This is a genomic window from Algoriphagus sp. CAU 1675 (genome assembly GCF_029222925.1).
Taxonomy (GTDB): domain Bacteria; phylum Bacteroidota; class Bacteroidia; order Cytophagales; family Cyclobacteriaceae; genus Algoriphagus.
On record NZ_JARHUI010000005.1, the window covers coordinates 309,884 to 336,497 of the forward strand.

A 26,614-nucleotide genomic window follows, 5' to 3' on the forward strand; every position below is an offset into this window, starting at 1 on the left:
ATTATTCCAAGCGCCCAATGGGCGAAAATCGTTCAAATACTTTTTCAGAATGGGGGGCGTCGAGTAGTTCCTCGGTCAAATCCTGCCCCGCCCAATGTTCATAATGCTTCCCTGATTTCCAAAGTCGGGAATGGGTCACTTCATAAATAATCCCCCGATAAGCAATCCATATTTCCGGCTTATCCTGCCCATTTCTCAGTGCGAGCTGCTGTTTAGTATAAACTTTCATCAAAGCAACTTAATCTGAGCATTGATCCAACGCTCGGGAATTTCACCTTTTTGTGCTGTCTGATAATCAGAATAACTGCATGGAACTGTGGTAAACCTGTCGAATTTCTCGGTTTCGTTATGAGGGATTTCCATCCACCACTTTCCACTTCTTTTGCTTTTATAGAATACTAGGGTATTGGGCTTGCTATCCAGGGAAACTGTGTACTTGGTGTAATCACTGCTCTTAAAAGAAAGACTATCCTTACGGGAGTAAAACCCTTCTATGAAATACCAAAGCATAACTGCTGCAACTTTTGCGGTTTTGTTGCTCGCATCATCGAAATAGGGTTCATATCCATAAATCCCAATGGAACTCAATTTTTCATTCATCCCTGCAAACCAGCAAATCTGGCAGGCTTCCTCTGCGGTAAGACCAAAGGGCTGGGCATCTATTACACCGGGTGCATCAGAAGACTGAATAGCACAGAGGTCAAAACTCAATAAATCAGCATTCCTGATCAGTGGTTCTATTTCCTTGAACTCTGTTCGGACCTTACCCAGTCGCATGTGGTCGAAATACAACTTTTCAATCACATTAATCAAGGAAGGATCTACCAAAAAACTCTGATAAGCAAGATGGGTATAAGAAAAAAGAAAATTGGGTTGGTGTAAAATTATTTCCTGAGTATGCTGGTCAGCCAATGGCCCATCCTCTTCCATATCAAGCTTAGCATCCACCGTCAAGAGGCTAATCAACTTTTTCATTTTTTGATAAGACAAGTACTGACCGTAGTCCAGATCATGTGTCCCTCCAAAATACACTGGCAAAATCTGATGCTTCATGAGATATTCCCCCACCTGTTGCATGCGCTCATAGGTATCCTGGAGCGTTTCTCCCGGAATCAAATCACCCAAATCCGCCAATCGATAGGGACCAATTCCTCGTTTCAGTTCATAAAGTTTTTCCCGAATCTCGTTCGATCCTCGAGCCACGCTTTCTGATTTTGCGACTCCTCGGGTTTCTTTCAGTCCAACTAGGGCAATTTGAACTCCTTTTAAATCTGGAAATTCCTCCCCATACCAGTGAATCTGGCTAAAGAAGGAATTTTCTGGATATTTCTTTTGCCACAGGAATTCTGCTACCGGCTCAAAAAAAGATTGAATATTCATAAGGGTTAGGTGTAGGGTAAAAATAAGCAAAAAAGCCTCTAATAATAAAAAATCCCGCCGAAGCGGGATTGAAGTTTTTCATTATCCTCCGAAGTCATCGAATCGGATGTTTTCCTGAGGAATACCCAAATCATCAAGCATTTTCAGAACGGCAGCATTCATCAATGGAGGACCGCATAGGTAGAATTCTACCTCATCTGGCTCTGGGTGATTCTTCAGATAATTGTCAAACAATACTTGGTGAATAAACCCTACATAACCGTCTCCTTCTTTATCATCCAAAGACTTCTTGATTTTCCAATTATCTTCAGGAAGCGGCTCTGAAAGACCGATATTGAAAGAGAAATTAGGGAAGTCTTTTTCAATAGCCCGGAAATGAGGCACATAGAATAGTTCTTTCTTAGATCTACCTCCATACCAATATGAAACTTTTCTGGAAGTCTTCTCAGTATGGAAAAGATGGAAGATCTGAGCTCTCAATGGAGCCATACCAGCACCACCACCAATATAGATCATTTCTCTATCCGTTGGGTTGATATGGAATTCACCATAAGGACCAGAAATGGTCACTTTGTCCCCTGGCTTTCGAGAGAATACATAAGAAGAGCAAACACCTGGATTTACATCCATCCACTTATTGTTAGCTCTATCCCATGGTGGAGTAGCAATACGAATGGTCAACATCACGATATTACCTTCAGCTGGGTGGTTTGCCATGGAGTAAGCTCTAAATAGCTCTTCTCCATTTTTCATGACCAGATCCCACAAACCAAACTTATCCCAATCACTTTGATAAACATCGGCCGGGTGACCTAGCTCAGGATGTGGAGTGATATCCATATCCTTGAAGTTTACAGTGATTACAGGTACATCAATCTGAATATATCCACCTGCTTCGAAGTTCAAAACTTCTCCCTCAGGTAGTTTAACTTTGAATTCTTTGATGAAAGTAGAAACGTTGTAATTGGAAATTACTTCACACTCCCATTTCTTGATTCCGAAGATCTCCTCAGGAACACGAATCTTCATGTCCTGCTTCACCTTCACTTGGCAAGCCAAGCGAACATGACCCTGCTGTTCTGCTCTGCTTAGGTGGCCTACCTCCGTTGGAAGAACTTCTCCTCCACCTTCTTCAACCACGCACTTACACATGGCACAGGTACCGCCTCCTCCACATGCTGAAGGAAGAAAAATCTTTTGATTTCCCAATGTGGAAAGCAAGCTAGTTCCCGCTGAAGTTACAATCGGATTGCTTTCGTCACCATTGATAATAATTTTAACATCTCCTGAATTCACCAGCTTAGACTGGGCAAACAGTAGGATGAATACCAGTAGCAGAATAATTACGGTAAATGCTACAATGGAAGTAATAATTACAGAACCCATGAAATTTTGGTTTTACTTTTTTCTGATGGATTTAAGGGTGCACAAATATATTTATTAATCACAATAACAGACCAATAAACGCACCAATTTTGGGCGGAATACGCCCTTTAATTTTTTAAGACAACCGATTAATTATTCAAAAGGTTTAACAAAGTGCTCAGTCTACTTTTTAGCTGTCTTCTGTCTATGATAAAATCAAGAAACCCATGCTCCAAAACAAACTCTGAACTTTGAAATCCTTTAGGAAGATCTTTTCCAATGGTCTCCCGGATTACCCTTGGTCCTGCGAAACCAATCAAGGCACCAGGCTCGGCAATATTAAAATCTCCCAACATGGCATAAGAAGCAGTAACACCACCGGTGGTTGGGTCAGTCAAAAGAGAAATATAAGGAATGGCTGCCTGATCCAACAGGGCCAATTTAGCTGAGGTCTTTGCCATTTGCATGAGGGAAAACCCTGCCTCCATCATTCTCGCTCCCCCGGATTTAGAAATCATCAAGAAAGGCACCTTGTTTTTCAGAGAATGGTCAATCGCCCTCGCGATTTTTTCTCCTACAACAGATCCCATGGAACCTCCTATAAAATTGAAATCCATACAGGCCACTACAATATCAATCCCGTTCATCTTGCCATAAGCAGTTCTCACGGCGTCATTCAGTTCAGTTTTGGCTATTGTAGCCTCGATTCTGGATGAATACGGCTTGGTATCTGTGAATTTCAGGGGATCACCGGACTTCATGTCTTTGTCCAACTCTGTGAATTTATTCCCGTCAAATAGTATTTCAAAATATTCTTTGGATCCGATTTTGACATGGAAGTCGTCATCAGGGCAAACAAATGCATTGTTTTTCAGCTCTCGGGTATGGATAATATTTCCATTAGGAGTCTTAAACCACAGCCCGTCAGGGGCGTCCTTTTTCTCAGCTGTGGAGGTTTTGATTCCTTTATCCGTTCTTTTAAACCAAGCCATATTGAGTTTTTATTTTTTTTTTGACAAGTCAAAGGACACAAATTTAGACCTTAAATCCATTAAATAAAATCCCAATGCCGTCTAGTTTCCTTTCCCCAGAAATCGGCAGGATTACTTTCCGAGTAATTTTGCTTTTCAGCGCAGCGAATTTTACGTTATTTTGAAAAGAAAGCCCTAACAGAAGCTTCTGGCTTTAAAACCAATAAATTCCAAATAAGCTGTTATGAACCTCGCGACCCTTCTACTTATTTCAGGAGTAATCCTGATTGCCGCTTATAGAATCTACGGCAGTTATGTTTATAAAAAACTGGGTCTAAATAATGAGGAAAAAGCCCCTTCACATCGACACAGGGATGGAGTAGACTATGAACCTACCAAACCGATTGTTGTATTGGGTCATCATTTTGCATCCATTGCAGGCGCGGGACCAATCGTTGGACCGATTATAGCGGTGACCTTCGGCTGGATTCCAGCGGTTATTTGGATCCTAGCAGGAGGGATATTTTTTGGGGCTGTCCATGATTTGGGAAGTATGGCTGCATCACTGAAGGCAGAAGGGAAATCCATTGGGGTCATCATCCGAAACCAGATAGGACTGAAGGGCAAGCAATTATTTATCCTTTTCAGTTTTTCTACCCTGATTCTGGTCATAGGTGTTTTCGCAGATATCATAGCCAAGACTTTTGTAAGCAATGCAGGAGTAGCTTCTGCATCCATCCTATTTATTATTCTGGCTATTGCTTTTGGCTGGGTCAACCGGCTTGTTGGTAACCGAAAAATTGCATTCATTATTATTTCGGTAATTGGGGTGATCCTAATGTATTACTTCGTTTATCTGGGAATGCAGCTTCCTTTTGTACTGGATTATAAAGTTTGGATTATCGCCTTGCTGGGCTATGCATTTCTGGCATCCGTTACCCCAGTCAGTCTGCTTTTACAACCAAGGGATTATTTGAACAGCTTTTTGTTGTATGGTTTGATGATAGCGGCAGTGGTGGGAGTCTTTGTTGCCAATCCAGAAATAAAAATGAGCAATGAGATCACCGTTTCCACTGATAATCTCGGATACATTTTCCCTGTTTTATTTGTCACAATCGCCTGTGGTGCCATCAGTGGGTTTCATTCTCTGGTAGCATCTGGAACTACCTCCAAGCAATTAGACAAGGAGAGCGATGCAAAAATCGTGGGATTCGGAGGTATGCTCATCGAATCTTTCCTTGCGATAATTTCCGTAGGAGCAGTAGTGGTTCTTTCCAAATCAGAATACATGGCAAGACTTGAAGGGGAAGGTCCGGTTTCTCTTTTTTCCACAGGTTTGGGAAATATGATCGCCTCTTTGGGAATTCCTGAAGACTTTGCGGTAGCATTTGTAGCGCTGACTGTTTCAGCTTTTGCACTGACTACACTGGATACCTGTACCCGACTGGCAAGATTTACTTTGCAGGAATATTTTGAAGATGTGCCAAAGCCTTCCGCTCAATTTGTTGCAAAAAACCGATTTGTCTCAACAGGAATTGTCGTTGTCCTTTCGGTACTCTTACTTGCTTCAGGTGAATTTTCAACTCTTTGGCCCATCTTCGGCTCCGCAAATCAATTGTTAGCAGCCTTGGCTCTACTTACTATAGCGGTGTGGCTAATCCGTAAAAAAGTAAATGCGATCTTCGTCACCATTCCCATGTTTTTCATGTTTACCGTGACACTGGCATCCCTAGGCCTATTTGCATGGAAAAATTTTCAGGACCGCGTTTATGTACTTTCACTGATTGCAGCCCTTCTTTTTATCCTGGCCATTTCTCTAATGGTATTGGCTACAAAAAGTCTAAAAAGTGAGGTCAAAGAGACTGCAAAAGCTCTTTGACCTCACTGGGAAATTAATCAGCCCCATCCAATTTGGCTACATCAATAGTATACTGAGCAACATTTCTACCCTGGGTTGTCCCAACTGTGGCATCAAAGGTCCAGTGAATTCCTCCATATACTCTAGAAATGGCGGCCTCCTCAGCCCAAGCTCTGACTTTTTGGGCTTCCTGCGGAAATAGATAAGCCAAAACTTCCGCTGCAGCTGCGGAAAAAACTGAATGTCCAGAGGTATAGCTTGGGAAATTGGGAGTCCCTGCTATGGTTTCGAAACCTTCAATTGTCTGTATCGGTCTGGGATAATGGTAATAATATTTTGCATCCCAACAGCTGATACCAGCGTCCATAATCGCCATGTTCATGTAAGCATAGGTTCTTGCCGTCCTTATGGTATTCAATTTATACTGAACGATAAACTCTCTGGCAAAGTCATTCCAATGCCCCGGAGGAGTATAGGTTCCCAAACCGTCCTGCCAGAAATTTGCTATTCTTCTCCTCTCCACTGTCACCTCATTGGCATATTTTCTAAGAATCTTAACATCTTCCAAATATTCCGGAGAACCAGGGGTCGGAGGAATACCAGGCCGGGTTGCCTCTACATTGGGCACATTCCACATTTTAACTTTTCCAAACAAAGGTGTCAAACCAACGGGACGGGTAGGACTTTCCAGATTTTTCCATTTCCATCCAAATCTTTCAAAAGCTGCATTGGCAATAGAGTCAGACACCGGTTTGGAAACTTGAGCATTTTTCATCCCATCACCAGATGCCCGGGTCATCGATAGGGCCGCTATTTCCTCTCCAATCTTTATTCCAGCCTCCAGGTCACTGGGCACATTTTCCCCGGAAAGTATCAGGCACTCCAAATGTTCCCTTTCCTTTTCTTCCAAATAAGCAGCCTCCAAAGGAAACATGGCAGTGAGTATTGCCCTTGATGCAGAGGCTACCACTGCTCCTCCTGATGGATAGGCCGGAATTTGGTTGGTGACATAGGCATGTGGAATTTCAGGATCAACTTCAAAAGGGGCTTTCCTTCCAAATCGAAACTTATGGTACCAAGCTGCAATCAACCCGTCGTATTGGGCCACAGACAAATAAGCCAAAGCCCTACTCGCATAAGGGGGATGTGCGAAAGGAAAAACAGGAGGACCATCAGGATCATTTGGACTAGGAAGTGTATAAGTTCCATCTTCATTAGGCCCAGGGATCAAATTGTATTTGGCGATTAACTCCAGTGCAATTTCATTCCAACGGATTACAGGATTGTTTGTCCAATAGTTTACATTTTTTCGCTGCTGCTCATTCATCGTTCGTATTGCCTCCTTTACCTGCTCAAGTTCCATCTGGTATTCAGGAGAAGAAACTGAAGTCGGATTCGGAACAGAAAGATCCGAACCACTCTCGAGAAGAATCGGCTTCCAAAACCCTGCATCCTCATCAATCCCCTGAAATTGATAGCTATCAAATTCCAACTCGGTCGGAAGTTCACGGAAACAGCCCCCAAGACTCAATCCGGACAATAGTATTATAATGCGTAATAAAGTTTTCATGATCTTGGATTAAAGTTTGAATTGATAGGTTATTCCCGCACCCAGAGTGGACAATTCAGGAGCATTTCTACCTTGAAAAACACGGTTGTAATAAGCCAAAACACCCAACCCCTTAATACTTGAAAAATAGTATTGGACAAATCCTCCTACACGATCCATATTGACCTTATTGGTGGGTTGAGGAGCATTATATGCACGGATGTCATCTCCTGACGTTGATCTCAGGCTGCTCAAATTCATCTCTAGTCGTAAGGAATTTCCAAAAAACCATTTGCCCACAACCAGCTCATGATTCCAGGAACTGGGGACATCCATCCAAGTGGTGTAATAGCTTCCATTATTGTAATAGTACTCCCTCTCTGCCTGGGTGTATCCTCTCCAGATATAAGCCGAAGTAGCCCGAATGTAAAATCCTGAGTTCCACTTGTATTTCAGCAAAGCCCTCCAGGAAAGCTGCTGCGTCCCCAAACCAAGACTATAGGGCTGATAATCTGACAAATAATTCGAAACGGGACTGGAAAATGCCAGAGAGGCATATCCAGAAAGCTCCCCATTTCCTACTTGACTTTTGAGTGCCTCATATTTGAGGGCAATTGTTAGATCTTGAAGTCCGGAAACACCGGCAAACTTCCCCCCATTAGGTCTTGTAGAATTGGTGCTAACAAAAGGTACACCTAGGTAAACATTCAGCTTTTGTGAAATTCCATAAGCTGCCATTGCCAGTGCCGTTTTTCGGTGGACCGTTGCGATTGTTTGGTTTTCCCGAAGGAAACTCCCCTCCCAATAATGGTCAAAATGCCCAAATTCATAATTGGCCAAAACACAAATTTCCCCTTTTGGCATCATAAGACCATCCGTTGGGGATTGAGCGAAAAGGGCTTGCTGCCCTATCAAACAAAAAGCAAAGGTTAACCACGAGAAAACAGAATATCTCAACTTAAACGTCTTCAAATAAGTCCCAAGGGACATTTTTGGTTCTCGGACAGGAGTTTTCATCAACCCCCTCGAACCACAGGTATATTTATTCATTTGATAAAATTTTAGGATAAACAGAAAAAGCCCGGATATCATCGGAAGATATCGGGTCATATGGATGACACAACTCCCCATCTATTCCATTTTGAATAAACGTGGGGGCCTGCATTCCAAAGGCAATAGAATTTGCCCTAAACTTAGCTTTAACTTAGTTGCGGAGGAGGAGTGTCCAAGTGAAAAAAAGGACTCTTGTAAGCTGAAAAAATAAACCCTAATGCGGTGAATCCTGACAGGGAATCCAATGGAGAGAATTCATAATGAACAGTTTGAATATAGTCTTTAATAAAGACTTTCAACTGGTGGGTCTTACCATTTTGATTCAAAGGCAATTCATCATCTGCCAAAAATGAAATCCATTTCTTAACGGTAGAATCCAGGGATTTTCTGGCAGTATCTGGCACATACACGATCTTTAAAGTGTCATTTTGGTACCTCTGTTTGATAGCCCGGAAGTATTTGCCGTCTTTTTCAAAACGCGTATTGGTCGCCTGAAAATTCTCCTGATTGGACATATAGGGGGCAGAAAGCGGAATGTCCATTATTCTTTCTTCCAAATAGCCGATCTGATCACTGTAAATTTTATCCTTCCATTTGCTTTCCAAGGAATACTGGAAGGAATAATAGAAGGCATAGTACCCGAAGTGGTAAAATGAAAAACAGATCAAAAACGCTATGGAAACTATCCTTCTCAATTGGAAAAATTTTTTAAATGTGAAATAAAAAAATACAGGATTCAAGAAATCCCTTATTTTATTTCAGATAATAGCTTTCAATAGAAATATTAAAAGGCACAATACTGCTAAAAGTAGCCCATAGATTTTGAGGACTAAGAGACGGTTCATTCTATCTAAAAACCACAGCACTAAAACCGGACGAACAAGTCCTGCAGCCAAGGAAACAGCACTTAGGAATGCAAAAATTTCAAGCAAAAAAATGAGAGATTGAAGCATATACAAAAATAAAAAGGAGCAACGATGGCTGCTCCTTTTTATTTACATAAGTGTAAAAATTTTACTTTTTACGCTTTATTTCTCTCATTTCATATCCCTCGATGGTATCGTCAACCTGGATATTGTTGAAGTTTTTGATGGAAATACCACATTCGTATCCAGCTTTCACTTCTGCAACATCATCTTTGAATCGCTTCAACTGGTCGATCTCTCCTTCGTGAATCACGATACCATCACGAATTACGCGAATCTTGTTCTTTCTGGTGATGTACCCATCTGTCACATACGAACCGGCAACGGTTCCCACTTTAGAAATCTTGAAGACTTCACGAACCTGAATATTACCAGTGATCACCTCTTCGAATTCAGGCTCAAGCATACCTTCGATCGCATCCTTGATCTGATTGATAGCATCGTAGATGATGGAATAATGACGGATCTCGATTTCTTCCTGTTCAGCCAATCTTTTGGCATTGGAGGATGGACGAACCTGGAATCCAATAATGATCGCATCAGAAGCTGAAGCCAATAGCACGTCTGATTCGGAGATTTGACCTACCCCTTTGTGAATGATATTCACTTTAACCTCATCCTTGGAGAGCTTCAATAAGGAATCTGATAGGGCCTCGACGGAACCATCCACGTCACCTTTGATGATGATATTAAGTTCTTTGAAACTACCAATGGCAAGACGACGTCCAATTTCATCCAAAGTGATGTGCTTCTTGGTACGCAAACTTTGTTCGCGCTGAATCTGCTCTCTTGAGTTGGCAATTTCTCGGGCTTCTCGCTCAGAATCGTAAACTTTGATAGTATCTCCAGCTTGGGGTGCTCCACTTAGACCCAGCACCTGAACAGGTGTTGAGGGCCCAGCTTCTTTCACCTTCTTTCCTTTATGGTCAAACATGGCCTTCACTCTGCCATAGTGCTGACCTGCAAGCATCACATCCCCGATATGCAAGGTTCCAGCCTGCACCATGATTGTAGCTACATATCCTCTTCCTTTGTCCAAGGAGGCTTCGATTACAGTACCAACAGCATTTTTGTTCGGATTGGCTTTCAGTTCAAGAATTTCAGATTCTAGGAGAACTTTTTCCAACAATTCATCCACACCTTGTCCTGTTTTAGCGGAGATATCCTGTGACTGGTATTTACCACCCCATTCTTCCACCAAAAGGTTCATATTTGCCAGTTCCTCTTTGATCTTGTTTGGATTAGCATTTGGCTTATCCACTTTGTTGATTGCAAAGATCATCGGTACACCCGCCACTTGGGCATGATTGATCGCTTCCTTAGTTTGAGGCATGATAGAGTCATCAGCCGCAATTACGATAATGGCCACGTCAGTGATTTTGGCACCACGCGCTCTCATCGCAGTAAAGGCTTCGTGACCAGGAGTATCCAAAAAAGCGATTTTATGTCCGGTCTTCGTCACCACATCATAAGCACCGATGTGCTGGGTAATTCCCCCTGCTTCTTCAGCAGTAACCTTTGACATTCGAATATAGTCAAGCAAGGAAGTCTTACCATGGTCAACGTGACCCATGATGGTCACAATTGGAGCTCTTTCCTCCAAATCCTCATCTGCATCTTCCGCCTCGGTGACGATTTCGTCTTCGATGGACTTGGTAAACTCCACATCGTATCCGAATTCATCGGCAATTATTGTAATTGCCTCTGCATCCAATCTCTGGTTGATAGAAACGAACATCCCCAGAGACATGCAGGTAGAAATGATTTGATTTACAGAAACATCCAAAAGAGCGGCAAGGTCATTTGCTGAAATAAATTCAGTAACTTTCAATACCTTGTTTTCTTCTGACTGGAAATCACTTTCCTGCTCCCTTTCAGCTTTTTTATCTCTTCTGCTTTTCCCTTTGCCGCCACCGGACTTCCCTTGAAGACGGGCTAGGGTTTGCTTGATTTGATCCTGGATTTCCTTTTGGGTTGGTTCAGCTTTTTGAACTCTACCTTGCTGCTGACCTCCACCTTTCTGACCATGCTGAGGACGACCACCTTGCGGGCGACCACCTTGGGGACGACCAGGCTGTCCTCCCGGACCTTTATCTATTCGTTTTCTAGGACGCTTTTTATCTCTGCCTTTCTCATCTGAAGAAGCGACAGGTCCTGCTTTTTTCTTAGGCTTATCTACCGGCAGTTCAATTTTACCAAGAACCGTAAGTCCTTTTAAGGAGTCTGCTTTTGCGGAAATCAACTCCTGTCCTACTGGAGTTTCCGGGGTTGGAACAGGTTTTACTTCTTTCTTTGCAACAGGAGCCGCAGGCTGTTCCTTTGGCTTCTGTGGTATTACGGCAGGTTTTTGCTCAGCTTTTGAAGGCTGAGGTATTTTTGCTTCGGCAGGTTTTTGCGTTTCTTTAGCCTCTTGTGCCTTCACAGGTTCAGCAGGCTTTGGAGCTGGAGTAGGTTTTTTATTCAAATCTATCTTACCCAGCACTTTGATCCCCTCCAACTTTGGAGCCTCAGTGGGCACTTTTTCTTCTTTTGGTGCCGGTGTGGGCTCAGGAACTGGAGCAGGAGCCGGCTTAGGCTCTTCTTTTGCTGTAGGAACTGCAGCGGGCTTCGGTTCTTCTTTGGGAGCTGGCGCAGGTTCTGGAGCTTTTTCCTGCTTTGGTTCTGCTTCCAAAGTAACTGTTTCATGCCGCTTTCCTATCGATAGGTGAGAAGCCTCTTCCTTTTCAAGTGCGGAGGACTTGAATTCCTTAGTCAGCATATTTACTTGCTCCATGCTGATTTTAGAATTCGGATTGTTCTCCACCTCATAGCCCTTTTTGGCCAGAGACTCCACGATGGTTGCCGTACCCACGTTGAGCTTTCTGGCTATTTGGCCTAATCTCATCATTTTTTCTTCTGACATAAGCAAAAACCTCTTTCGAAATCGTATTTAAAGTTAGAGTATTTCTTGAGTGAATACTCTGATATTATTGTTCAAATTCTTGTTTGAGTATTCGGAAGACCTCATCAATAGTCTCTTCCTCCAACTCAGTTCTTCTAAGCAAATCTTCTTTGCCCAATGCCAATACACTCTTGGCAGTATCCAAGCCAGTCTTCTTCAACTCCTCGATGATCCATGCATCAATCTCGTCGGAGAATTCCTGAAGATCCACATCCTCCTCCTCGTATTCATTCAATTCACGGAACACATCAATCTCATATCCTACCAAACGGCTGGCCAATTTGATATTATGTCCTCCCTTTCCTATGGCAAGAGAAACCTGATCCGGTTTTAGGAAAACAGAAATACGCTTGTTTTCTTCATTTACAGTGATCGAGGAAACTTTTGCTGGGCTAAGTGCTCTGGAAACATACAGTTCCAAATTGTCGGTGTAATTGATCACATCGATATTCTCATTCTGCAGTTCCCGAACAACAGCATGAATTCTTGAGCCTTTCATTCCTACGCAAGCACCTACCGGATCAATTCGGTCATCGTAGGACTCAACAGCCACTTTGGCCCTTTCACCCGGCTCACGAACAATCTTCACGATGGTGATCAACCCGTCATAAACCTCAGGAACTTCATTTTCAAATAGACGCTCCAGAAAAACCGGGGAAGTTCTGGACAAAATGATCTTGGGGTTCCCGTTGATCATATCCACTCTATGTACAATAGCCTTTACTGCATCCCCTTTTCTGAATCGATCTTTCGGGATCTGCTCTCCCTTTGGAAGGATCAGTTCATTGCCTTCCCCATCAATCAGAAGGATTTCCCTACCTAGAATCTGATAGACTTCCGCGGTGACAATTTCACCCACCTGCTCTTCATATTTATTGAAAAGCAAATCTTTTTCAAGGTCTTTGATTCGCTGGATTAGGGTCTGGCGGGCCATCTGAACAGCTCTACGGCCAAACTCTTCCAATTCAATTTTTTCGTACACTTCTTCGCCGATCTCAAAGTCGGGCTCTATCTTTTGGGCTTCAGAAAGGCTGATTTTGTCAAAATCCCAAATATCCTCGGAATTGTCATCAACAATCTCCCTGATTCGGAAAATCTCCAAGTCTCCCTTGTCCGCATTGATCGTCACGTCGAAGTTTTCATCTGTTTCAAACTTCTTTCTGATCATTGCTCTGAACACATCTTCCAGAATACGGATCATGGTTGGTCGATCCACATTTTTAGACTTCGCAAAATCAGCGAAAGAATCTATTAAGACTTTGGCATCCATTTGAGTTATTTAAAAGATACTTGTACAATTGATTTTTTTATTTCTTCGAAAGGAAAGGAAACTGCTTCTTCTACAGCCTTTTTTCCTTTTTCTTTTTTCTTAACACGCAAGGTAATCCCGGTATCTGTTACCTCTTCAAGCTTGCCCAAAATATCCTGACCTGATTGGAGCAGGACTTTCAGTTCCCGGCCGACATTTTTCTGATATTGCCTTTTACTTCCCAAAGGATAATCCACACCAGGAGATGAAACTTCCAACGTGTAGGCAGATTCAATCAGATCTCTTGCCTCTATTTCATCAGCTACGTCTCTACTGACCTTGGCACAAGTGTCAATAGTCACCCCTTGATCCGCATCAATCAAAATATGGAGAACTCCTTTTCCACCTTTTTGCGAAAAATCCACGGCTACTACAAAGTGATCTTCACCCGGTAGATACTTTTCCACGATTTCTTCCAATGCGTACTTAAGATCGGACATATGCTGCATAATGTAAAGAGGGGACATGGTGTCCCCTCTAGAAACTTCGAATACGGCACAAAGGTAATTGATTTTCTACCAAAAACAATGGGGTGAAAATTGAATTTTAAAAGCCATCCAATTATTTATCAATGACAAAAGAAACTGATAGCTAAAAAATTAATTCAACGGCTCGGTTTTTTTTTAAAATTTCCAAAATGCTCAAAAAATATCCGGATTCCCTCAGATTTCTAACTTGAAGATAATAATTTTGCCGACCCTCGTTTAATAAGAGTCCAATCCGTACTATATTAAACAGTGAACCTCATCATCAAGCCAATCAATCAGTAAAAATGGGATTATTTGATTTTTTCTCTAGCGATATAGCAATTGACCTGGGTACTGCCAATACCCTGATCATTCATAAAGATAAAATCGTCGTAGACGAACCGTCGATCATTGCAATTGACAAAACCAACAACCGGGTTCTAGCCGTGGGCCGCGAGGCAATGAACATGCATGAAAAGACCCACGAAAACATCAAAACAATCCGCCCCTTGAAAGACGGGGTGATTGCGGATTTCTATGCCGCCGAACAAATGATCAGAGGACTCATCAAAATGATCCCTGGTCAGAAGAAAGGAATGTTTCCTCAGTCGCACAGAATGGTAATTTGTATTCCATCAGGGATTACCGAAGTGGAAAAAAGAGCGGTACGCGACTCCGCAGAACATGCCGGGGCAAAAGAGGTTTACATGGTTTTCGAACCAATCGCTGCAGCAATCGGTATTGGAATCGACATTGAGAAGCCTATGGGCTCTATGATTGTGGATATCGGAGGAGGAACCACCGAAATCGCATTGATCGCATTATCAGGAATAGTCGCAGACCAATCCATCCGGGTGGCGGGTGATACCTTCACCAAGGATATTCTGGATTACATGAGAAGACAGCATAACCTTCTAATCGGCGAGCGTTCAGCAGAAAAAGTGAAAATCGCCATCGGATCTGCGCTGACCGAGCTGGATGAAGCCCCAGAAGACTATGAAATCAGAGGCCGGGATCTGATGACCGGAATTCCAAAAGTCATCAAGGTATCCTATTCTGAGATTGCTTTTGCTTTGGATAAATCCGTTTCCAAAATTGAGGAGGCTGTTTTGAAGGCGCTTGAAATTGCTCCTCCGGAACTTTCCGCCGATATTTATGACAACGGCATTCACCTTACAGGAGGTGGCGCCTTGCTAAAAGGCCTTGACAAGCGTCTGCACCAAAAAACCAAACTTCCAATTCACATTGCGGAAGATCCGCTGCGTGCTGTGGTAAGAGGTACAGGCACAGCCTTGAAAAACATTCAAAATTTCCGAACCGTATTGATGACTTAAGCACTGAATGCTACGCATCCTCCAATTCCTTTATTCTTTAAGGGCTTTTCTTTTATTCGTTATTCTTGAGGTTATAGCGATTTGGTTGATCGTCTCCAATAACTCTCCCCAGGGTGCGGCTTTTTTTAATTCTTCAAATGCTTTAAGTGGCTCGGTTTTGAATACCCAGTCTGAGGTTCTTGGTTTTTTCTCATTAGGAGAAATGAATGAAAAGCTGCTAGATCAGAATACTGCTTTGATGACACAGCTGGAACTCCTCAACCCTGCCACGGACAGTATCAATCTCAAGCTGGACTCAGCACTTGAGGCCAGTCTTGAATTCAAAGGGGCCAGGGTAATCAGCCAGACCCTCCGATTTGCCCAAAATCACCTCACTATCAATAAGGGCGAAAAAGACGGCGTGAAAGTAGGGATGGGAATCTTTAACCAGGAGGGAGTAGTCGGAAGAATCAAATCTGTATCTAAAAATTATGCAGTGGGAATCTCACTTTTGAATACAGAACTGCTGGTTTCCTCCAAAATCAAATCCTCAGATGTATATGGCTCCATCAACTGGGACGGGAATGACAGCAAATACGCTAAGCTTTTGTATGTCCCAAGACACGTACAGGCGCAAGTAGGAGACACTATCGTGACTTCGGGATACAACGCTATTTTTCCTGAAGGAATTCATATCGGAATTATCCAAGACATTGAAAGGAGAGATGATCAAAATTACCTGAATATCACCGTGGAATTGACTACGGATTTTAGCCGGGTAAACTATGTGTACCTTGTGGAAAACCTAGCGTTTGAAGAACTGGATTCACTGTATAATAATGCGGAGGTAAACAATGAATATTAGGTCCCTAATTTCCTTTTTGGCATTTGCCATCCTGATAATTTTGGCACAAATACTTCTGTTAAAGAATTTAGCACTTTTTGGTGTGGCTTTTGGTTTCCTTTATGTGATGGTAATCTTGGATCTACCCATTTCAATCAAGCCTATTCCCTTGCTGCTAATTGGTTTTGGGCTCGGGCTATTCATCGATGTATTTTACGATACCACAGGAATGCACGCCGCTTCGGCAACCCTTTTGGGATTTATTCGCCCTCATTGGCTAAAATTAGTGAGCCCGACAGGAGGCTATGATGATAACAACAAACCCAATCTTCGGGAAATGGGTCTGAGCTGGTATATCACTTATGCCCTCCCGCTGGTTTTGGCATACACATTGGTGTTTTTTTTAGTGGATACCTGGGGGACAGGAAACCTGCTCGAAGCCTTTAACAAAGGCTTCTTTTCCACGATATTCACAGTTGCATTGGCTATACTTGTACAGTTACTGTTCTTTAAACGCAGGAGGGGAATCTGATGAACGATCAAAGACCGGTAGTAATCATCATATTTATATTTCTAATCAGTGCGGTCCTTTTGACCAAACTTTTTATGATCCAGGTAGTGGACGACAGCTTTATGAAAAAAGCTGAACGGAATGCCATTCAACGCGTAGTGGATCACCCCTATCGAGGCCTGGTTTATGATCGAAATGGAAAACTCCTAGTCTACAACAATCCTATTTTTGACTTAATGGTTGTCCCCAAAGAATTTGAAGTTGGGGATACTACCCGGTTTTTGGAATTGTTCGGAATTACGAAAGAACATCTCATCGAATCCTACAATGCCGCAAAAAAATATTCTTCAGTAAAACCTTCTCCGCTGATCAAACAAATCTCTACTACGGAGTTTGCCAAAATCCAGGATTTTTTGATCGACTACCCAGGCTTATTTATAATGACCCGCTCTGTACGATCCTACCCCAACCCTATCGCTTCTCATGCTTTGGGGTATATTGGGGAAATCAATGCCAGACAGCTGGAGCTTGACACTTTGAACTATTATAGTCAAGGGGATTATGTAGGGCTCAGTGGCATGGAGAGATTTTATGAAAAAGAACTGAGGGGAGCCAAAGGTGTAAAATACAAAATGGTCAACGTAAGAGGAGTGGACAAAGGCCCCTTCAAAAATGGGGAATATGACACCGCTTCCGTTGCAGGAATTAATCTCACCTCTACACTCGATACCGAATTGCAGCTTTATGGGGAAATGCTCATGAAGGGGAAAACCGGGTCGGTTGTAGCAATAGAGCCAAAAACCGGAGAAATTTTGGCAATGATCTCTGCTCCATTCTATGATCCAAACCGTCTTACCGGAGCCGAGTTCAGTAAAAACTACAGTCAGCTTAACTCAGACAATAACAAACCTTTGTTTAATCGACCGGTTATGGCCACTTATCCTCCCGGATCGATTTTTAAAATTGTTCAAAGCTTGATTGGTTTGCAGGAAGGAATCATTACCCCAAACACCACCTTTGCTTGCAACAAATCACTGGTGGCTTGCCATAATCACCCATCACCTGTAAATCTTTTTGGGGCAATCCGAAATTCCTGTAACCCTTATTATCATCAGGCCTTCCGACAAATAATCAATCGGGAAGTATCTTCCAACACCTATAAGGATACAGAAATAGGGCTTAATGCCTGGAGGGAAAAAGTGCTGAAATTTGGCTTGGGCTCGACTCTTGGTGTGGATATGAGTGGGGAAAGGGGAGGTGATATTCCTTCCAGTAAACTTTATGACAAATTCTACGGAGAAGGGAGATGGAAATATTCCACCATATACTCCTTGTCCATAGGACAGGGGGAAATGCTAGTTACACCCTTACAAATGGCAAACCTTGCTGCAATATTTGCAAACAAAGGCTACTATTATACTCCCCATCTACTCAAGGCAGTTGATGGAAATCCAAATGCTATCCCCGATAAGTACCGAGAAAGACACAATGTTGGAGTGGATGCCCATCATTTTGACATGATCCAGGATGCGATGGCAGAGGCTCTCTATGGAACCGCTAATCGCGCTATTATTCAAGATATTGTCATTGCAGGTAAAACCGGAACAGCACAAAACCCCCATGGAGAAGATCACTCTGTCTTTGTTGCCTTTGCTCCAAAAGATGATCCCAAGATTGCAATCGCAGTTTATGTTGAAAATGCCGGGTGGGGAGGTAGAGCTGCGGCAAGTACAGCTTCCCTCATGATCGAAAAATACATTCGAGGTGAAATCACTAGGCCCGCACTTCAGGAATACGTTTTAGCAGGTAACTTTGCAGATTAATGAGGGATTCAGAAATTCAAATCAACCGCGTTGACTGGGTTACCGTTCTGATCTATTTTGCATTGGTTGCAATTGGATGGTTTAATATTTATGCAGCTGTCTACGACAGTCAGGTCGACAAAAGCATTTTTGACTTTTCCATAAATTCAGGAAAGCAACTGGTCTGGATAGGCACAGCCATCCTCATGATTATAGTGATCATGGCAGCCGACTACCGTCTGTTCGAAAACCTCTCCATCATCCTTTATCTGATATTTATAGGAATTCTGATCCTCACTCCATTTCTTGGAAAAGAGGTCAATGGCCAGGTTTTATCAATTGGCGTTGGGTCTTTCCGTATCCAACCCGGTGAGTTTGCCAAATTTGCAACAGCCCTTGCTTTAGCCAAAGTCATGGAGCGCCCCAATTTTGACCTCGCCAAATCCAAAAACCAATTGATTGCTTTGGGAGTATTGTTGCTCCCAGTTGCATTGATTCTATTGCAACCGGATACAGGGACAGCTATGGTTTATTTTTCCATGCTGATTATGTTTTATCGGGAAGGTTTTCCTCAACGATACTATGTGCTTGGCCTAGGTTTCATTGCGCTCACATTGCTCGCACTGGGAATTGAAAACAATCTCTATTTGGCCATAGGTATTTCTGCAGTTATGTTGGTCCTTATTCTAATGGGGAAAAAAACATGGCAGAGAATCGTGGTCTTCTCCTTATTGGGTTTAGGCCTGATCGCCTATAGTTACAGTCTGGATTTTGTGGTCTCAAAACTCCCAAAACATCAGCAAAATAGAATCATGGTATTATTCAATCCGGATTTGGATCCCTTGGGAGTAGGCTGGAATGTCACTCAGTCCAAAATTGCAATCGGATCAGGAGGACTAACTGGAAAAGGATACTTGCAAGGCACCCAGACCAAATTTGACTTTGTTCCCGAGCAGCACACCGATTTCATTTTCTGTACTTTGGGTGAGGAATTTGGATGGTTGGGTAGCCTCATTGTCATTTCTCTTTTCGCGAGCCTGCTCTTTCGCTTGGTAAAAATGGCTGAGCGGCAAAAAAACCGGTTTTCAAGGATTTATGGATACTGCGTGGTATCGATCCTGTTGTTCCACTTTATGATCAATATTGCCATGACCATAGGTTTATTTCCGGTGGTGGGCATACCCCTCCCATTTTTCAGTTATGGAGGTTCATCCCTATGGTCCTTTACGTTGTTGCTCTTTATCTTCATTAAACTTGATGCGTCAAGAGCTCAACAGCTCGGAAGACTTTCCTAAAACAAAAAGCCACTTTAAAGTGGCTTTTTGTTTTAGTCCGAAAATCTTCGAAAGACTAGGTAAAGAAATTCATTGACTGGTTCCGATTCAGGATTCCATTTCAATTCATTTAGAAATCGCGTATTTACCAAGTCAATAGCCTGCTCGAAGCCCGAACAATCATCTAGGGCTTTGAGAGCATGATTTAATAAGTCATTATTCCCGTCAAATAATTCTTTGGTAAACATGAACCTTTGGTTGATGGCGACACTCTCTGTCAAGTCTCCTATAATTCCTTTCATTCCTTTATAGGATTCCTGAGAAAACTTGGCCCAAAGCTGGGATGCAATCAAGCCATCAGATTTTTGTGAAGAAGGTTGTTCAATTATTCCCTCTTGTTTAGGAGGAGCTGGAGCCTCCTCTATTTTAGGAGTTGCTTCTTCAGTTTTCTCCACGGTATCAAAAAAAGATTCAGAGGCTTCTTCCTTGGCCGTAGGATTTTCTGTTACGGAAGACTTCTCTTCCTGGATCAAGTAGGCATCTAGATCAAAGGCTTTTACATCTCCCAAGGTTGCCAACAATAGATTGACGGACTGAAGCTCCTCTTGAATAGTCTGAAAATTGGCTGCCACGGCTCTTTTGTAAGCATCAGCATCAAGCCCAAAACCTGCCTTATCGATTAAAAAAGTGACAACCTGATCATTCCATTTATAATATTTCTTATTCTCCTTAAGATATCCATTGATTTTTCCTGAAGGAGCATTGTCAATTTCTCCCTGGTAATAGGCAACCGGATCCGTAGCAAGGAATACGGCCTGCTTTACCGCTTCTTCTACCAAAGGTTCCAAATGGGAGCGCTCCACCTTGATTCTACGGGAAAGCACATTCATGAATTGAGTCAAAGCTTCATGAACTGCTATGTCTCGGTAATCAAAATAGGGATTGCTCTTAAGCTTGGCCAATTCATCCTGCCAAAGCTCGAAAAGCCTTTTGATGATAAAAAAATTGACCTGAACAGAATTGGTCAACTGAATGATATCCTGACCCGTACTGTATTGTTTTCCGGAATAAAAGCGATTGCAAACTTCGGATGCGTATTCTTGCGCGTATTTTTCTAAATAATTGCTGTTAATTTGAACTGTCATTAGGTAGCTTGGTTTACAAAGGACAACGAACAAATGCCCAAAATCGTCATCGAGAATCTATTTAATCACACAATTAATTCTGAGACTACACATCGTAAAGTTATTGAATTAATTCATGAAAATGGTATTGACTGGATGCACGCCTGCGGTAAAAAAGGGCGTTGTACATCCTGCAAAATCATTTTGACTAATGGAGGGGAAAATCTGGGGCCAGTCACCGACCGGGAACTGTTTTTTGTGAAGCAGAATCGATTAAAACCCAATGAGCGACTTTCCTGCCAGGCAGTTTTAGAAAAAGGAGAAATACGAGTCCGGGTTGCCGATATCAACAAATTCCCCCATATCGAATATAGTTTTTAAGGCATGTTTATTGAACCTTCTATCAGCGGCAAAAGAAAATCAGAACGCAAAGGACAGATTGAGGTCATTTGCGGATCCATGTTTTCAGGAAAAACGGAAGAACTTATCCGAAGACTAAACCGTGCAAAACTCGCACGGCAAAAGGTGGAGATTTTCAAACCTTCGGTGGACAAACGCTACGATGAGTTCAATGTGGTGTCCCATAATGAAGCATATATCCGTTCCACCCCAGTGAATTTTGCAGATGATATTCTCTTGCTTAGTGGGGATTGTGATGTGGTGGGCATAGATGAAGTTCAGTTCTTTGATGATCAGATTGTCTCTGTTGCCCAAAAACTCGCTAACCAAGGAATCCGGGTCATTCTCGCAGGTTTGGACATGGATTTTGAAGGGAATCCGTTTGAGCCTATGCCGAGGTTGATGGCCATTGCAGAATATGTAACAAAGGTTCAGGCAATTTGCATGAAATGTGGGGACTTGGCTGCATTTTCCTTCCGGCTTTCGGACTCCAAACAAAAAGTTATGTTGGGAGAAAAGGAAAGCTATGAAGCTCGGTGCAGAAAGTGTTTTTATGAGGACAAAAAGTAGTTTGCGCTTGAATGGAAATGTCCCTAAAAGCACGTGGATAAAATCAGGGACGCTAAAAAACTACGGGTAAACACATGCTGAAAAAAACAAAGGGGATTGTTATTAGTAGCCTTCGATACAAAGAAACCAGCATCATTGCCAAAATTTTCACCCGCGAATTAGGGCTGAAATCCTATCTGGTCAACGGGGTACGCTCCTCTGGTGGAAAATCGAAAATTGCCCTCTATCAACCTCTGACCATTCTAGACCTTGTCGTATACGATAAGGAAAACAGCGGTCTTCAACGGATTTCAGAAGCCAAACTGGCCTATGTAAACCAACTGATCCCCTTTGATTTCAAAAGAACTGGTTTGGCTATGTTTATGGCAGAAATTACCGGAAGAACCATCTATGATAATTATCAAAACGAATGGCTCTATGATTTTATTCAGGATTGTATTTTGAGATTGGACAGACCGGACTGTCCAATCGTGAGCTTCCCCTTGATCTTTCTGATTGAACATGCCCGCTTCCTTGGATTTGGTCCTGACGATCCAGAGCATTATTTAACGGAAAGTAAATCTTTGCCATTTGCCAAAGAGGAAATTCCCATCGCTTTAGAATACCTGAAGAGCCTGATGTCCGAATCCTACGAAAGCAAACTTAAACCAAGCTTATCGATCCGTAGAAAATTATTGGATTACCTGCTGGAATTTTACCGGGAACAACTCGATACCCAAAGCCCTTGGAAGTCCATCAGCGTCCTAAGACAGCTAATGAGCTGATTAGAAGGCAAGAATTCCTTCAATTTCCCTAAAAGAAAAAATTTGTTTAATCCAATGGGAAGGCTTAATATTGTAGCATCACCGTGGATGGGCAAGTCAGCCCACTTTGGCTTGAGTTTTTCCTGCAGACCTTTTTTGCTCAGAAAACCATCTACGATCTCAATTACTGCATTTTACTACACTATATTTATTTCACACCCTCTTTATGTACAACATAGAAGAACTCAGAATCAGGCTTTTATCTGAACTGAAGGAAATCGCTGAAGAGTTGGGAGTAAAAAACCACAAATCTCTTAAAAAAGACGAACTCGTCTACGCGATTCTAGACCAGCAGGCAATCACCCCAGAGCAAGCCCTGCCCAAGAAAAAGCCATCCGTAACCGAAACTCAGAAACCGGAACCTCCGAAAGCTGAAGAAAAACCAGCCCCAAAACAGGAAAGTCCTAAGGAAGAGGCGGAATACAAGCCGAAATTTCGACGACAAAACGTAACCGAGTTAAAGGCTGAACAAGGACCTAAGGAAGAAAAACCAAAGCAAGAACCTGCCAAGAAGGCTGAAGCCGTAACTGAAAAAAAAGAAGAGCGAAAAGCTCCATCTCCGGAAAAAGTCCATGAGGAGCCAAAGACCTTCAGGCCTCGTAAAAGGATTTTTGAAGAAGTAAATGTGGAGGAAACTTCAAAGGAAGAACCTCCAAAAGCAACGGATCAAAAACCAGAGCCTGAGGTAGAATTACCTAGGCGCAAGAATTTTAAATCTCAGGATGAGGTTTTGGCCCCGGCAGCAGAAACCCTACCTGGAGGGGGAAGAAAGAAACCTTATGTTAGCCCTAGAGAATTTGACGGGGTAATCGAAAATGAAGGTGTTTTGGAAATCATGCAGGAAGGATATGGATTCCTTCGTTCCTTGGATTACAACTACCTCGCTTCTCCAGATGATATTTATGTTTCTCCAAGCCAAATCAAACTTTTTGGGCTTAAAACAGGAGACCACATCAAAGGGTCTATTCGACCTCCTAAAGAAGGTGAAAAATATTTTGCCCTATTAAAACTTGCTACCGTCAACGGAAAAACTACAGATGAAATCCGTGACCGAGTGCCTTTCGAATACCTAACTCCACTTTTTCCGGAAGAAAGACTCAATCTTTCAACCAAACCAGACGGGTATTCTACACGAATCCTAGACCTTTTTGCACCAATTGGAAAAGGCCAAAGAGGAATGATCGTGGCACAGCCAAAAACAGGTAAAACCGTATTGCTTCAGCAGATCGCCAATGCCATCACCCAGAACCATCCTGAGGTTCATTTGATGATATTGTTGATCGATGAGCGTCCTGAAGAAGTGACTGATATGGCTCGCTCTGTAAAAGCTGAGGTTATTTCCTCCACCTTTGATGAGCAGGCGGACAGGCATGTAAAAGTTGCCAATATCGTCTTGGAAAAGGCTAAGAGAATGGTAGAGGTTGGACACGATGTGGTCATCCTATTGGATTCCATTACCCGACTTGCCAGAGCCCACAACACTGTAGTCCCAAGTTCAGGGAAAATCCTTTCCGGAGGTGTGGACGCCAACGCGCTTCACAAGCCCAAGCGATTCTTTGGTGCAGCGAGGAATGTTGAAAATGGTGGATCATTGACCATCATCGCTACGGCCCTTGTAGAGACCGGTTCAAAAATGGACGAGGTAATCTTTGAAGAATTCAAAGGTACAGGTAACATGGAATTGGCTCTTGACAGAAAGCTGGCCAATAGAAGAATTTATCCTTCCATCGATGTATTGAGCTCCGGTACCAGACGAGAGGACCTTCTCATGGACAAGGAAGAAATGCAGCGCGTGTGGATCCTGAGAAAACTCATGAGCGATATGACTTCACAGGAATCCATGGAATTCCTGCTTCAGCGAATGAAAGGTACCCGGGACAATGCTGAGTTTTTGATCAGCATGAACGGATAATATACGATCAACCTCATTTGTAAAACTCCCAATCGATTTGATTGGGAGTTTTTTTATACCCCACAAAAAATTTTGAGAGTTACTTTTTGAACGATTTATCTCAATAGAATTTCCATCACTTTTTCCTAAAAATCAGATTATTCCAACAAGGAGAAGTACCAGGTTTGCTTCTATTGTAAATTTTTCTACTTAACCCTAATCCAAAACCTGTTCCTGAAGAATGCTTTTTTAACCAAAATAGACTCAACTTCTCCTTCCAAAGGCAAACAAAACTCATTTTAAAATAGTTGTTAACCAGAAAATCAGGAAATGCAGGTCAAACTATTTACTGACTGTGAATCATTTTTTTATTCCTGATGATCAGAGCACATAATTGAAAAAAATCAAGGATTATTATTGTTTTTTCAAAATAAGAGGCTAATTTTGAAATGCAATTTTATTGGTTTGAAATACATTTACTCAGACCTAAAAATTTGGCTATGAAAACTTTTACGAAAATATTTGGCCTTGCTTTTACCTTTCTGCTCCTTGCTTTTGAAGGCTTTGGACAACGGGTTTATACTTTAAATGGAAGTTGTGCAATTCCCTCACTTACAAACAGTTCATGTTGGAATGTTTCTGGTAGTTGTGGAAGTGGTACAGCTCCAGGCACAAACCTAGTTGGAACTTCCTCCTGTCCAATCCAAATAAACATAAACCAATCCACGACCATTTCTGGAGATCTTACCCTCGGTGGCTATGTTACCATTAACGTAACTTCCGGAGCCACTTTGACTGTGACAGGGAAAATTGATGTTGTAAAAGAAACATCAAATAACACCCTCAATTTGAATGGGGGGAATATAAATGGAGGAAGTTTACTTCTTCCATCTGGAAAATCTACTGCCAAAACCCAATTGGCAATTGATGGAGATGGAAATGGACTTTTGGAAGTTGGCTCTTTAACAGTAAATCAGCAAGTAGTATTGGATATACTTGCTGGAGGATCATTATTTGTTTCTGGCCTTACAAAGTATGCCGGAAACAGCTCTCAAATCAATGTTTACGGCAGTTATGAAACAAACGGTTTAGAAATTTCCGGGGGTGGAAGAGGTGTTGAATTAAACGCTTTCGGAGATGCGGTTGTGACTATTTCAGGTGATGTAGACATCGTTGGTGAATCAACGATCACTTTTGGAGGTAACAGTTCTGTTTTGATAGAGGGGGATCTAAGAGTTACTGGTAATTTTGATGAAAATAGTCTAACGGGCGGATTGATTCTTACTGAAAACACCTCTGTTACAGTAAGTGGAAATATTGATATTGATGGGAATGCAGCCATTATTATGGAAAATGACGCCGAACTTCTCGCAGAAGGCAATGTTTATATCAGTGGAAGCGGGGAACTAAACATGTCAGACAGCTCAACTATTATCGTTGAAGGTGGCTGTGGAACTTATGAAGACACTAGTTGTTTGGGGGGGCTTTTTATTGTTGGAAACGGTGCATTTAACGAATACGACACATCAAAAGCCTATATATGTGGAAAAAAACCTGATCCAAATACTGGTGGAACAGAAATTACAACATATTGTGACCCAAATGACCCATCACTAATGCCAGGTGTAAACTGTGCCCTTTATACCAGTTGCAGAATCCTTTCTGTTGAATTTGTGGACTTCAAGGTATCCTTTGATCAAGAAAATAGAAAAAATTTCCTTGTATTTAGTACCTCGAGTGAAAAAGACAATTCTCACTTTGAAATAGAAAGATCAACAGATGGGACCAAGACTTTTACCAAATTGGGAGTGATTAATGGTTCCGGCTGGGCTGAATCTTTAACTGAATATCATTTTGAGGATACCGATTTGCCAGTTGGTGGGGGAAATATATTCTACAGAATTAAGCAATTCGATTTCAATGGCGATTTCATATACTCCAAAATAATAGCCAACCGAATCCCTTCAGTTGGATTCACATCCGGGGTCTGGAGAGCCTATCCTAACCCAAGTGTTGGAAATCAGTTGAGACTGGGCCTTTTGAATCCTTCCCAGTACAATGGGGAAAGCATTTCCGTAAGGGTTATCCATTCCCTTAATATTACCGATACGTTCACGGCTTCGGATTTGGGTCAAATCAACAGTCAACTAGGTTCCTGGATCAATCAAATTCCATCTGGATTATTGGTGGTGGAAATAGTTTGGGGAGATAAGATTGACCATATCAAGGTCCTAAAAAGATAAAATCTGCTAATTTTTAAAACT

Annotated in this window: 22 protein-coding genes; 11 read left to right on the top strand and 11 right to left on the bottom strand. The window is 42.2% G+C overall.

The genetic code is table 11. The annotated features are described in order from the left end of the window. Position 1: 1 nt before the first annotated feature. The 4 genes from P2G54_RS13710 to accD all read right to left on the bottom strand — a co-directional run bounded on the left by P2G54_RS13710 (position 2) and on the right by accD (position 3,737). Positions 2-229 carry a cytochrome b5 domain-containing protein gene (locus P2G54_RS13710; RefSeq protein ID WP_275872057.1) on the bottom strand — a complete coding sequence of 76 codons (228 nt, stop codon included), beginning with the start codon at positions 227-229 and terminating at the stop codon, positions 2-4. Next, the gene (locus P2G54_RS13715; RefSeq protein WP_275872059.1) at positions 229-1,380 is read right to left on the bottom strand and encodes a formimidoylglutamase; all 1,152 of its coding nucleotides are present in this window, start codon (positions 1,378-1,380) and stop codon (positions 229-231) included. Before P2G54_RS13715 ends, P2G54_RS13710 begins: the two co-directional genes overlap by 1 nt. Positions 1,381-1,461: 81 nt before the next feature. After that, positions 1,462-2,766, bottom strand: coding sequence for an NADH:ubiquinone reductase (Na(+)-transporting) subunit F (gene nqrF, locus P2G54_RS13720; protein WP_275872061.1), 1,305 nt, complete (start codon positions 2,764-2,766; stop codon positions 1,462-1,464). A gap of 128 nt (positions 2,767-2,894) precedes the next feature. Next, positions 2,895-3,737, bottom strand: coding sequence for an acetyl-CoA carboxylase, carboxyltransferase subunit beta (accD, locus tag P2G54_RS13725; RefSeq protein WP_275872062.1), 843 nt, complete (start codon positions 3,735-3,737; stop codon positions 2,895-2,897). A 223-nt stretch (positions 3,738-3,960) separates the two neighbouring features. Between accD and P2G54_RS13730 the strand changes: the two genes are divergently transcribed. Further along, positions 3,961-5,595: a carbon starvation protein A gene (locus tag P2G54_RS13730; protein WP_275872064.1), complete on the top strand. Its 1,635-nt coding sequence runs from the start codon at positions 3,961-3,963 to the stop codon at positions 5,593-5,595. 13 nt (positions 5,596-5,608) lie between these two features. Here the strand turns inward: P2G54_RS13730 and P2G54_RS13735 are convergent, their stop codons facing one another. The 6 genes from P2G54_RS13735 to P2G54_RS13760 form a co-directional block, all read right to left on the bottom strand. Then, positions 5,609-7,144: a phosphatase PAP2 family protein gene (locus P2G54_RS13735; RefSeq protein ID WP_275872066.1), complete on the bottom strand. Its 1,536-nt coding sequence runs from the start codon at positions 7,142-7,144 to the stop codon at positions 5,609-5,611. Positions 7,145-7,153: 9 nt separating this feature from the next. Continuing rightward, a complete protein-coding gene (locus tag P2G54_RS13740; protein WP_275872067.1) occupies positions 7,154-8,173 on the bottom strand; it encodes a transporter in 1,020 nt (339 codons plus the stop codon). A gap of 149 nt (positions 8,174-8,322) precedes the next feature. Then, positions 8,323-8,871: a hypothetical protein gene (locus tag P2G54_RS13745; protein WP_275872069.1), complete on the bottom strand. Its 549-nt coding sequence runs from the start codon at positions 8,869-8,871 to the stop codon at positions 8,323-8,325. A 319-nt stretch (positions 8,872-9,190) separates the two neighbouring features. Next, positions 9,191-12,004, bottom strand: coding sequence for a translation initiation factor IF-2 (gene infB / locus P2G54_RS13750; RefSeq protein ID WP_275872070.1), 2,814 nt, complete (start codon positions 12,002-12,004; stop codon positions 9,191-9,193). Positions 12,005-12,068: 64 nt separating this feature from the next. Continuing rightward, positions 12,069-13,313 carry a transcription termination factor NusA gene (nusA, locus tag P2G54_RS13755; protein WP_275872072.1) on the bottom strand — a complete coding sequence of 415 codons (1,245 nt, stop codon included), beginning with the start codon at positions 13,311-13,313 and terminating at the stop codon, positions 12,069-12,071. A gap of 5 nt (positions 13,314-13,318) precedes the next feature. Next, positions 13,319-13,792: a ribosome maturation factor RimP gene (locus P2G54_RS13760; RefSeq protein ID WP_275872074.1), complete on the bottom strand. Its 474-nt coding sequence runs from the start codon at positions 13,790-13,792 to the stop codon at positions 13,319-13,321. A 332-nt stretch (positions 13,793-14,124) separates the two neighbouring features. On the opposite strand from P2G54_RS13760, the gene P2G54_RS13765 reads away from it, so the two are divergent. The 5 genes from P2G54_RS13765 to rodA are packed head-to-tail and all read left to right on the top strand — an operon-like array spanning position 14,125 to position 19,584. Beyond that, entirely contained in the window at positions 14,125-15,153 is a 1,029-nt protein-coding gene (locus tag P2G54_RS13765; protein WP_275872076.1) for a rod shape-determining protein, read from the top strand. 7 nt (positions 15,154-15,160) lie between these two features. Continuing rightward, the gene (mreC, locus tag P2G54_RS13770) at positions 15,161-15,997 is read left to right on the top strand and encodes a rod shape-determining protein MreC (protein ID WP_275872078.1); all 837 of its coding nucleotides are present in this window, start codon (positions 15,161-15,163) and stop codon (positions 15,995-15,997) included. Next, complete coding sequence (locus tag P2G54_RS13775; RefSeq protein WP_275872080.1) at positions 15,987-16,508, top strand: rod shape-determining protein MreD; 522 nt, start codon at positions 15,987-15,989, stop codon at positions 16,506-16,508. The genes mreC and P2G54_RS13775 overlap by 11 nt, the downstream gene beginning before the upstream one ends. Beyond that, complete coding sequence (mrdA, locus tag P2G54_RS13780) at positions 16,508-18,310, top strand: penicillin-binding protein 2 (protein ID WP_275872081.1); 1,803 nt, start codon at positions 16,508-16,510, stop codon at positions 18,308-18,310. Before P2G54_RS13775 ends, mrdA begins: the two co-directional genes overlap by 1 nt. Then, a complete protein-coding gene (rodA, locus tag P2G54_RS13785) occupies positions 18,310-19,584 on the top strand; it encodes a rod shape-determining protein RodA (protein WP_275872083.1) in 1,275 nt (424 codons plus the stop codon). Before mrdA ends, rodA begins: the two co-directional genes overlap by 1 nt. 32 nt (positions 19,585-19,616) lie before the next feature. On the opposite strand, the gene P2G54_RS13790 is transcribed toward rodA, so the two are convergent. Further along, the gene (locus P2G54_RS13790) at positions 19,617-20,708 is read right to left on the bottom strand and encodes a hypothetical protein (RefSeq protein ID WP_275872085.1); all 1,092 of its coding nucleotides are present in this window, start codon (positions 20,706-20,708) and stop codon (positions 19,617-19,619) included. A 33-nt stretch (positions 20,709-20,741) separates the two neighbouring features. On the opposite strand from P2G54_RS13790, the gene P2G54_RS13795 reads away from it, so the two are divergent. From P2G54_RS13795 to P2G54_RS13815, 5 genes are all read left to right on the top strand, one after another. Continuing rightward, positions 20,742-21,068: a 2Fe-2S iron-sulfur cluster-binding protein gene (locus tag P2G54_RS13795; RefSeq protein ID WP_275872086.1), complete on the top strand. Its 327-nt coding sequence runs from the start codon at positions 20,742-20,744 to the stop codon at positions 21,066-21,068. 3 nt (positions 21,069-21,071) lie between these two features. Further along, positions 21,072-21,656, top strand: a complete 585-nt coding sequence (locus tag P2G54_RS13800) for a thymidine kinase (RefSeq protein ID WP_275872088.1) — start codon at positions 21,072-21,074, stop codon at positions 21,654-21,656. Positions 21,657-21,730: 74 nt separating this feature from the next. Then, complete coding sequence (gene recO, locus P2G54_RS13805) at positions 21,731-22,420, top strand: DNA repair protein RecO (protein WP_275872090.1); 690 nt, start codon at positions 21,731-21,733, stop codon at positions 22,418-22,420. 205 nt (positions 22,421-22,625) lie between these two features. Continuing rightward, positions 22,626-24,371, top strand: a complete 1,746-nt coding sequence (rho, locus tag P2G54_RS13810; RefSeq protein WP_275872091.1) for a transcription termination factor Rho — start codon at positions 22,626-22,628, stop codon at positions 24,369-24,371. A 479-nt stretch (positions 24,372-24,850) separates the two neighbouring features. Next, positions 24,851-26,593 carry a hypothetical protein gene (locus P2G54_RS13815; protein WP_275872093.1) on the top strand — a complete coding sequence of 581 codons (1,743 nt, stop codon included), beginning with the start codon at positions 24,851-24,853 and terminating at the stop codon, positions 26,591-26,593. The last annotated feature ends 21 nt before the right edge of the window (positions 26,594-26,614 follow it).

Coding starts and splice junctions, on each gene's coding strand:
- nusA (WP_275872072.1), bottom strand. CDS start 13,313: ATGGATGCCAAAGTCTTAATAGATTCTTTCGCTGATTTTGCGAAGTCT.
- accD (WP_275872062.1), bottom strand. CDS start 3,737: ATGGCTTGGTTTAAAAGAACGGATAAAGGAATCAAAACCTCCACAGCT.
- P2G54_RS13795 (WP_275872086.1), top strand. CDS start 20,742: ATGCCCAAAATCGTCATCGAGAATCTATTTAATCACACAATTAATTCT.
- P2G54_RS13775 (WP_275872080.1), top strand. CDS start 15,987: ATGAATATTAGGTCCCTAATTTCCTTTTTGGCATTTGCCATCCTGATA.
- nqrF (WP_275872061.1), bottom strand. CDS start 2,766: ATGGGTTCTGTAATTATTACTTCCATTGTAGCATTTACCGTAATTATT.
- P2G54_RS13730 (WP_275872064.1), top strand. CDS start 3,961: ATGAACCTCGCGACCCTTCTACTTATTTCAGGAGTAATCCTGATTGCC.
- rodA (WP_275872083.1), top strand. CDS start 18,310: ATGAGGGATTCAGAAATTCAAATCAACCGCGTTGACTGGGTTACCGTT.
- P2G54_RS13790 (WP_275872085.1), bottom strand. CDS start 20,708: ATGACAGTTCAAATTAACAGCAATTATTTAGAAAAATACGCGCAAGAA.
- P2G54_RS13740 (WP_275872067.1), bottom strand. CDS start 8,173: ATGAATAAATATACCTGTGGTTCGAGGGGGTTGATGAAAACTCCTGTC.
- P2G54_RS13800 (WP_275872088.1), top strand. CDS start 21,072: ATGTTTATTGAACCTTCTATCAGCGGCAAAAGAAAATCAGAACGCAAA.
- infB (WP_275872070.1), bottom strand. CDS start 12,004: ATGTCAGAAGAAAAAATGATGAGATTAGGCCAAATAGCCAGAAAGCTC.
- rho (WP_275872091.1), top strand. CDS start 22,626: ATGTACAACATAGAAGAACTCAGAATCAGGCTTTTATCTGAACTGAAG.
- P2G54_RS13715 (WP_275872059.1), bottom strand. CDS start 1,380: ATGAATATTCAATCTTTTTTTGAGCCGGTAGCAGAATTCCTGTGGCAA.
- P2G54_RS13765 (WP_275872076.1), top strand. CDS start 14,125: ATGGGATTATTTGATTTTTTCTCTAGCGATATAGCAATTGACCTGGGT.
- P2G54_RS13760 (WP_275872074.1), bottom strand. CDS start 13,792: ATGTCCGATCTTAAGTACGCATTGGAAGAAATCGTGGAAAAGTATCTA.
- mreC (WP_275872078.1), top strand. CDS start 15,161: ATGCTACGCATCCTCCAATTCCTTTATTCTTTAAGGGCTTTTCTTTTA.
- P2G54_RS13735 (WP_275872066.1), bottom strand. CDS start 7,144: ATGAAAACTTTATTACGCATTATAATACTATTGTCCGGATTGAGTCTT.
- recO (WP_275872090.1), top strand. CDS start 21,731: ATGCTGAAAAAAACAAAGGGGATTGTTATTAGTAGCCTTCGATACAAA.
- mrdA (WP_275872081.1), top strand. CDS start 16,508: ATGAACGATCAAAGACCGGTAGTAATCATCATATTTATATTTCTAATC.
- P2G54_RS13710 (WP_275872057.1), bottom strand. CDS start 229: ATGAAAGTTTATACTAAACAGCAGCTCGCACTGAGAAATGGGCAGGAT.
- P2G54_RS13815 (WP_275872093.1), top strand. CDS start 24,851: ATGAAAACTTTTACGAAAATATTTGGCCTTGCTTTTACCTTTCTGCTC.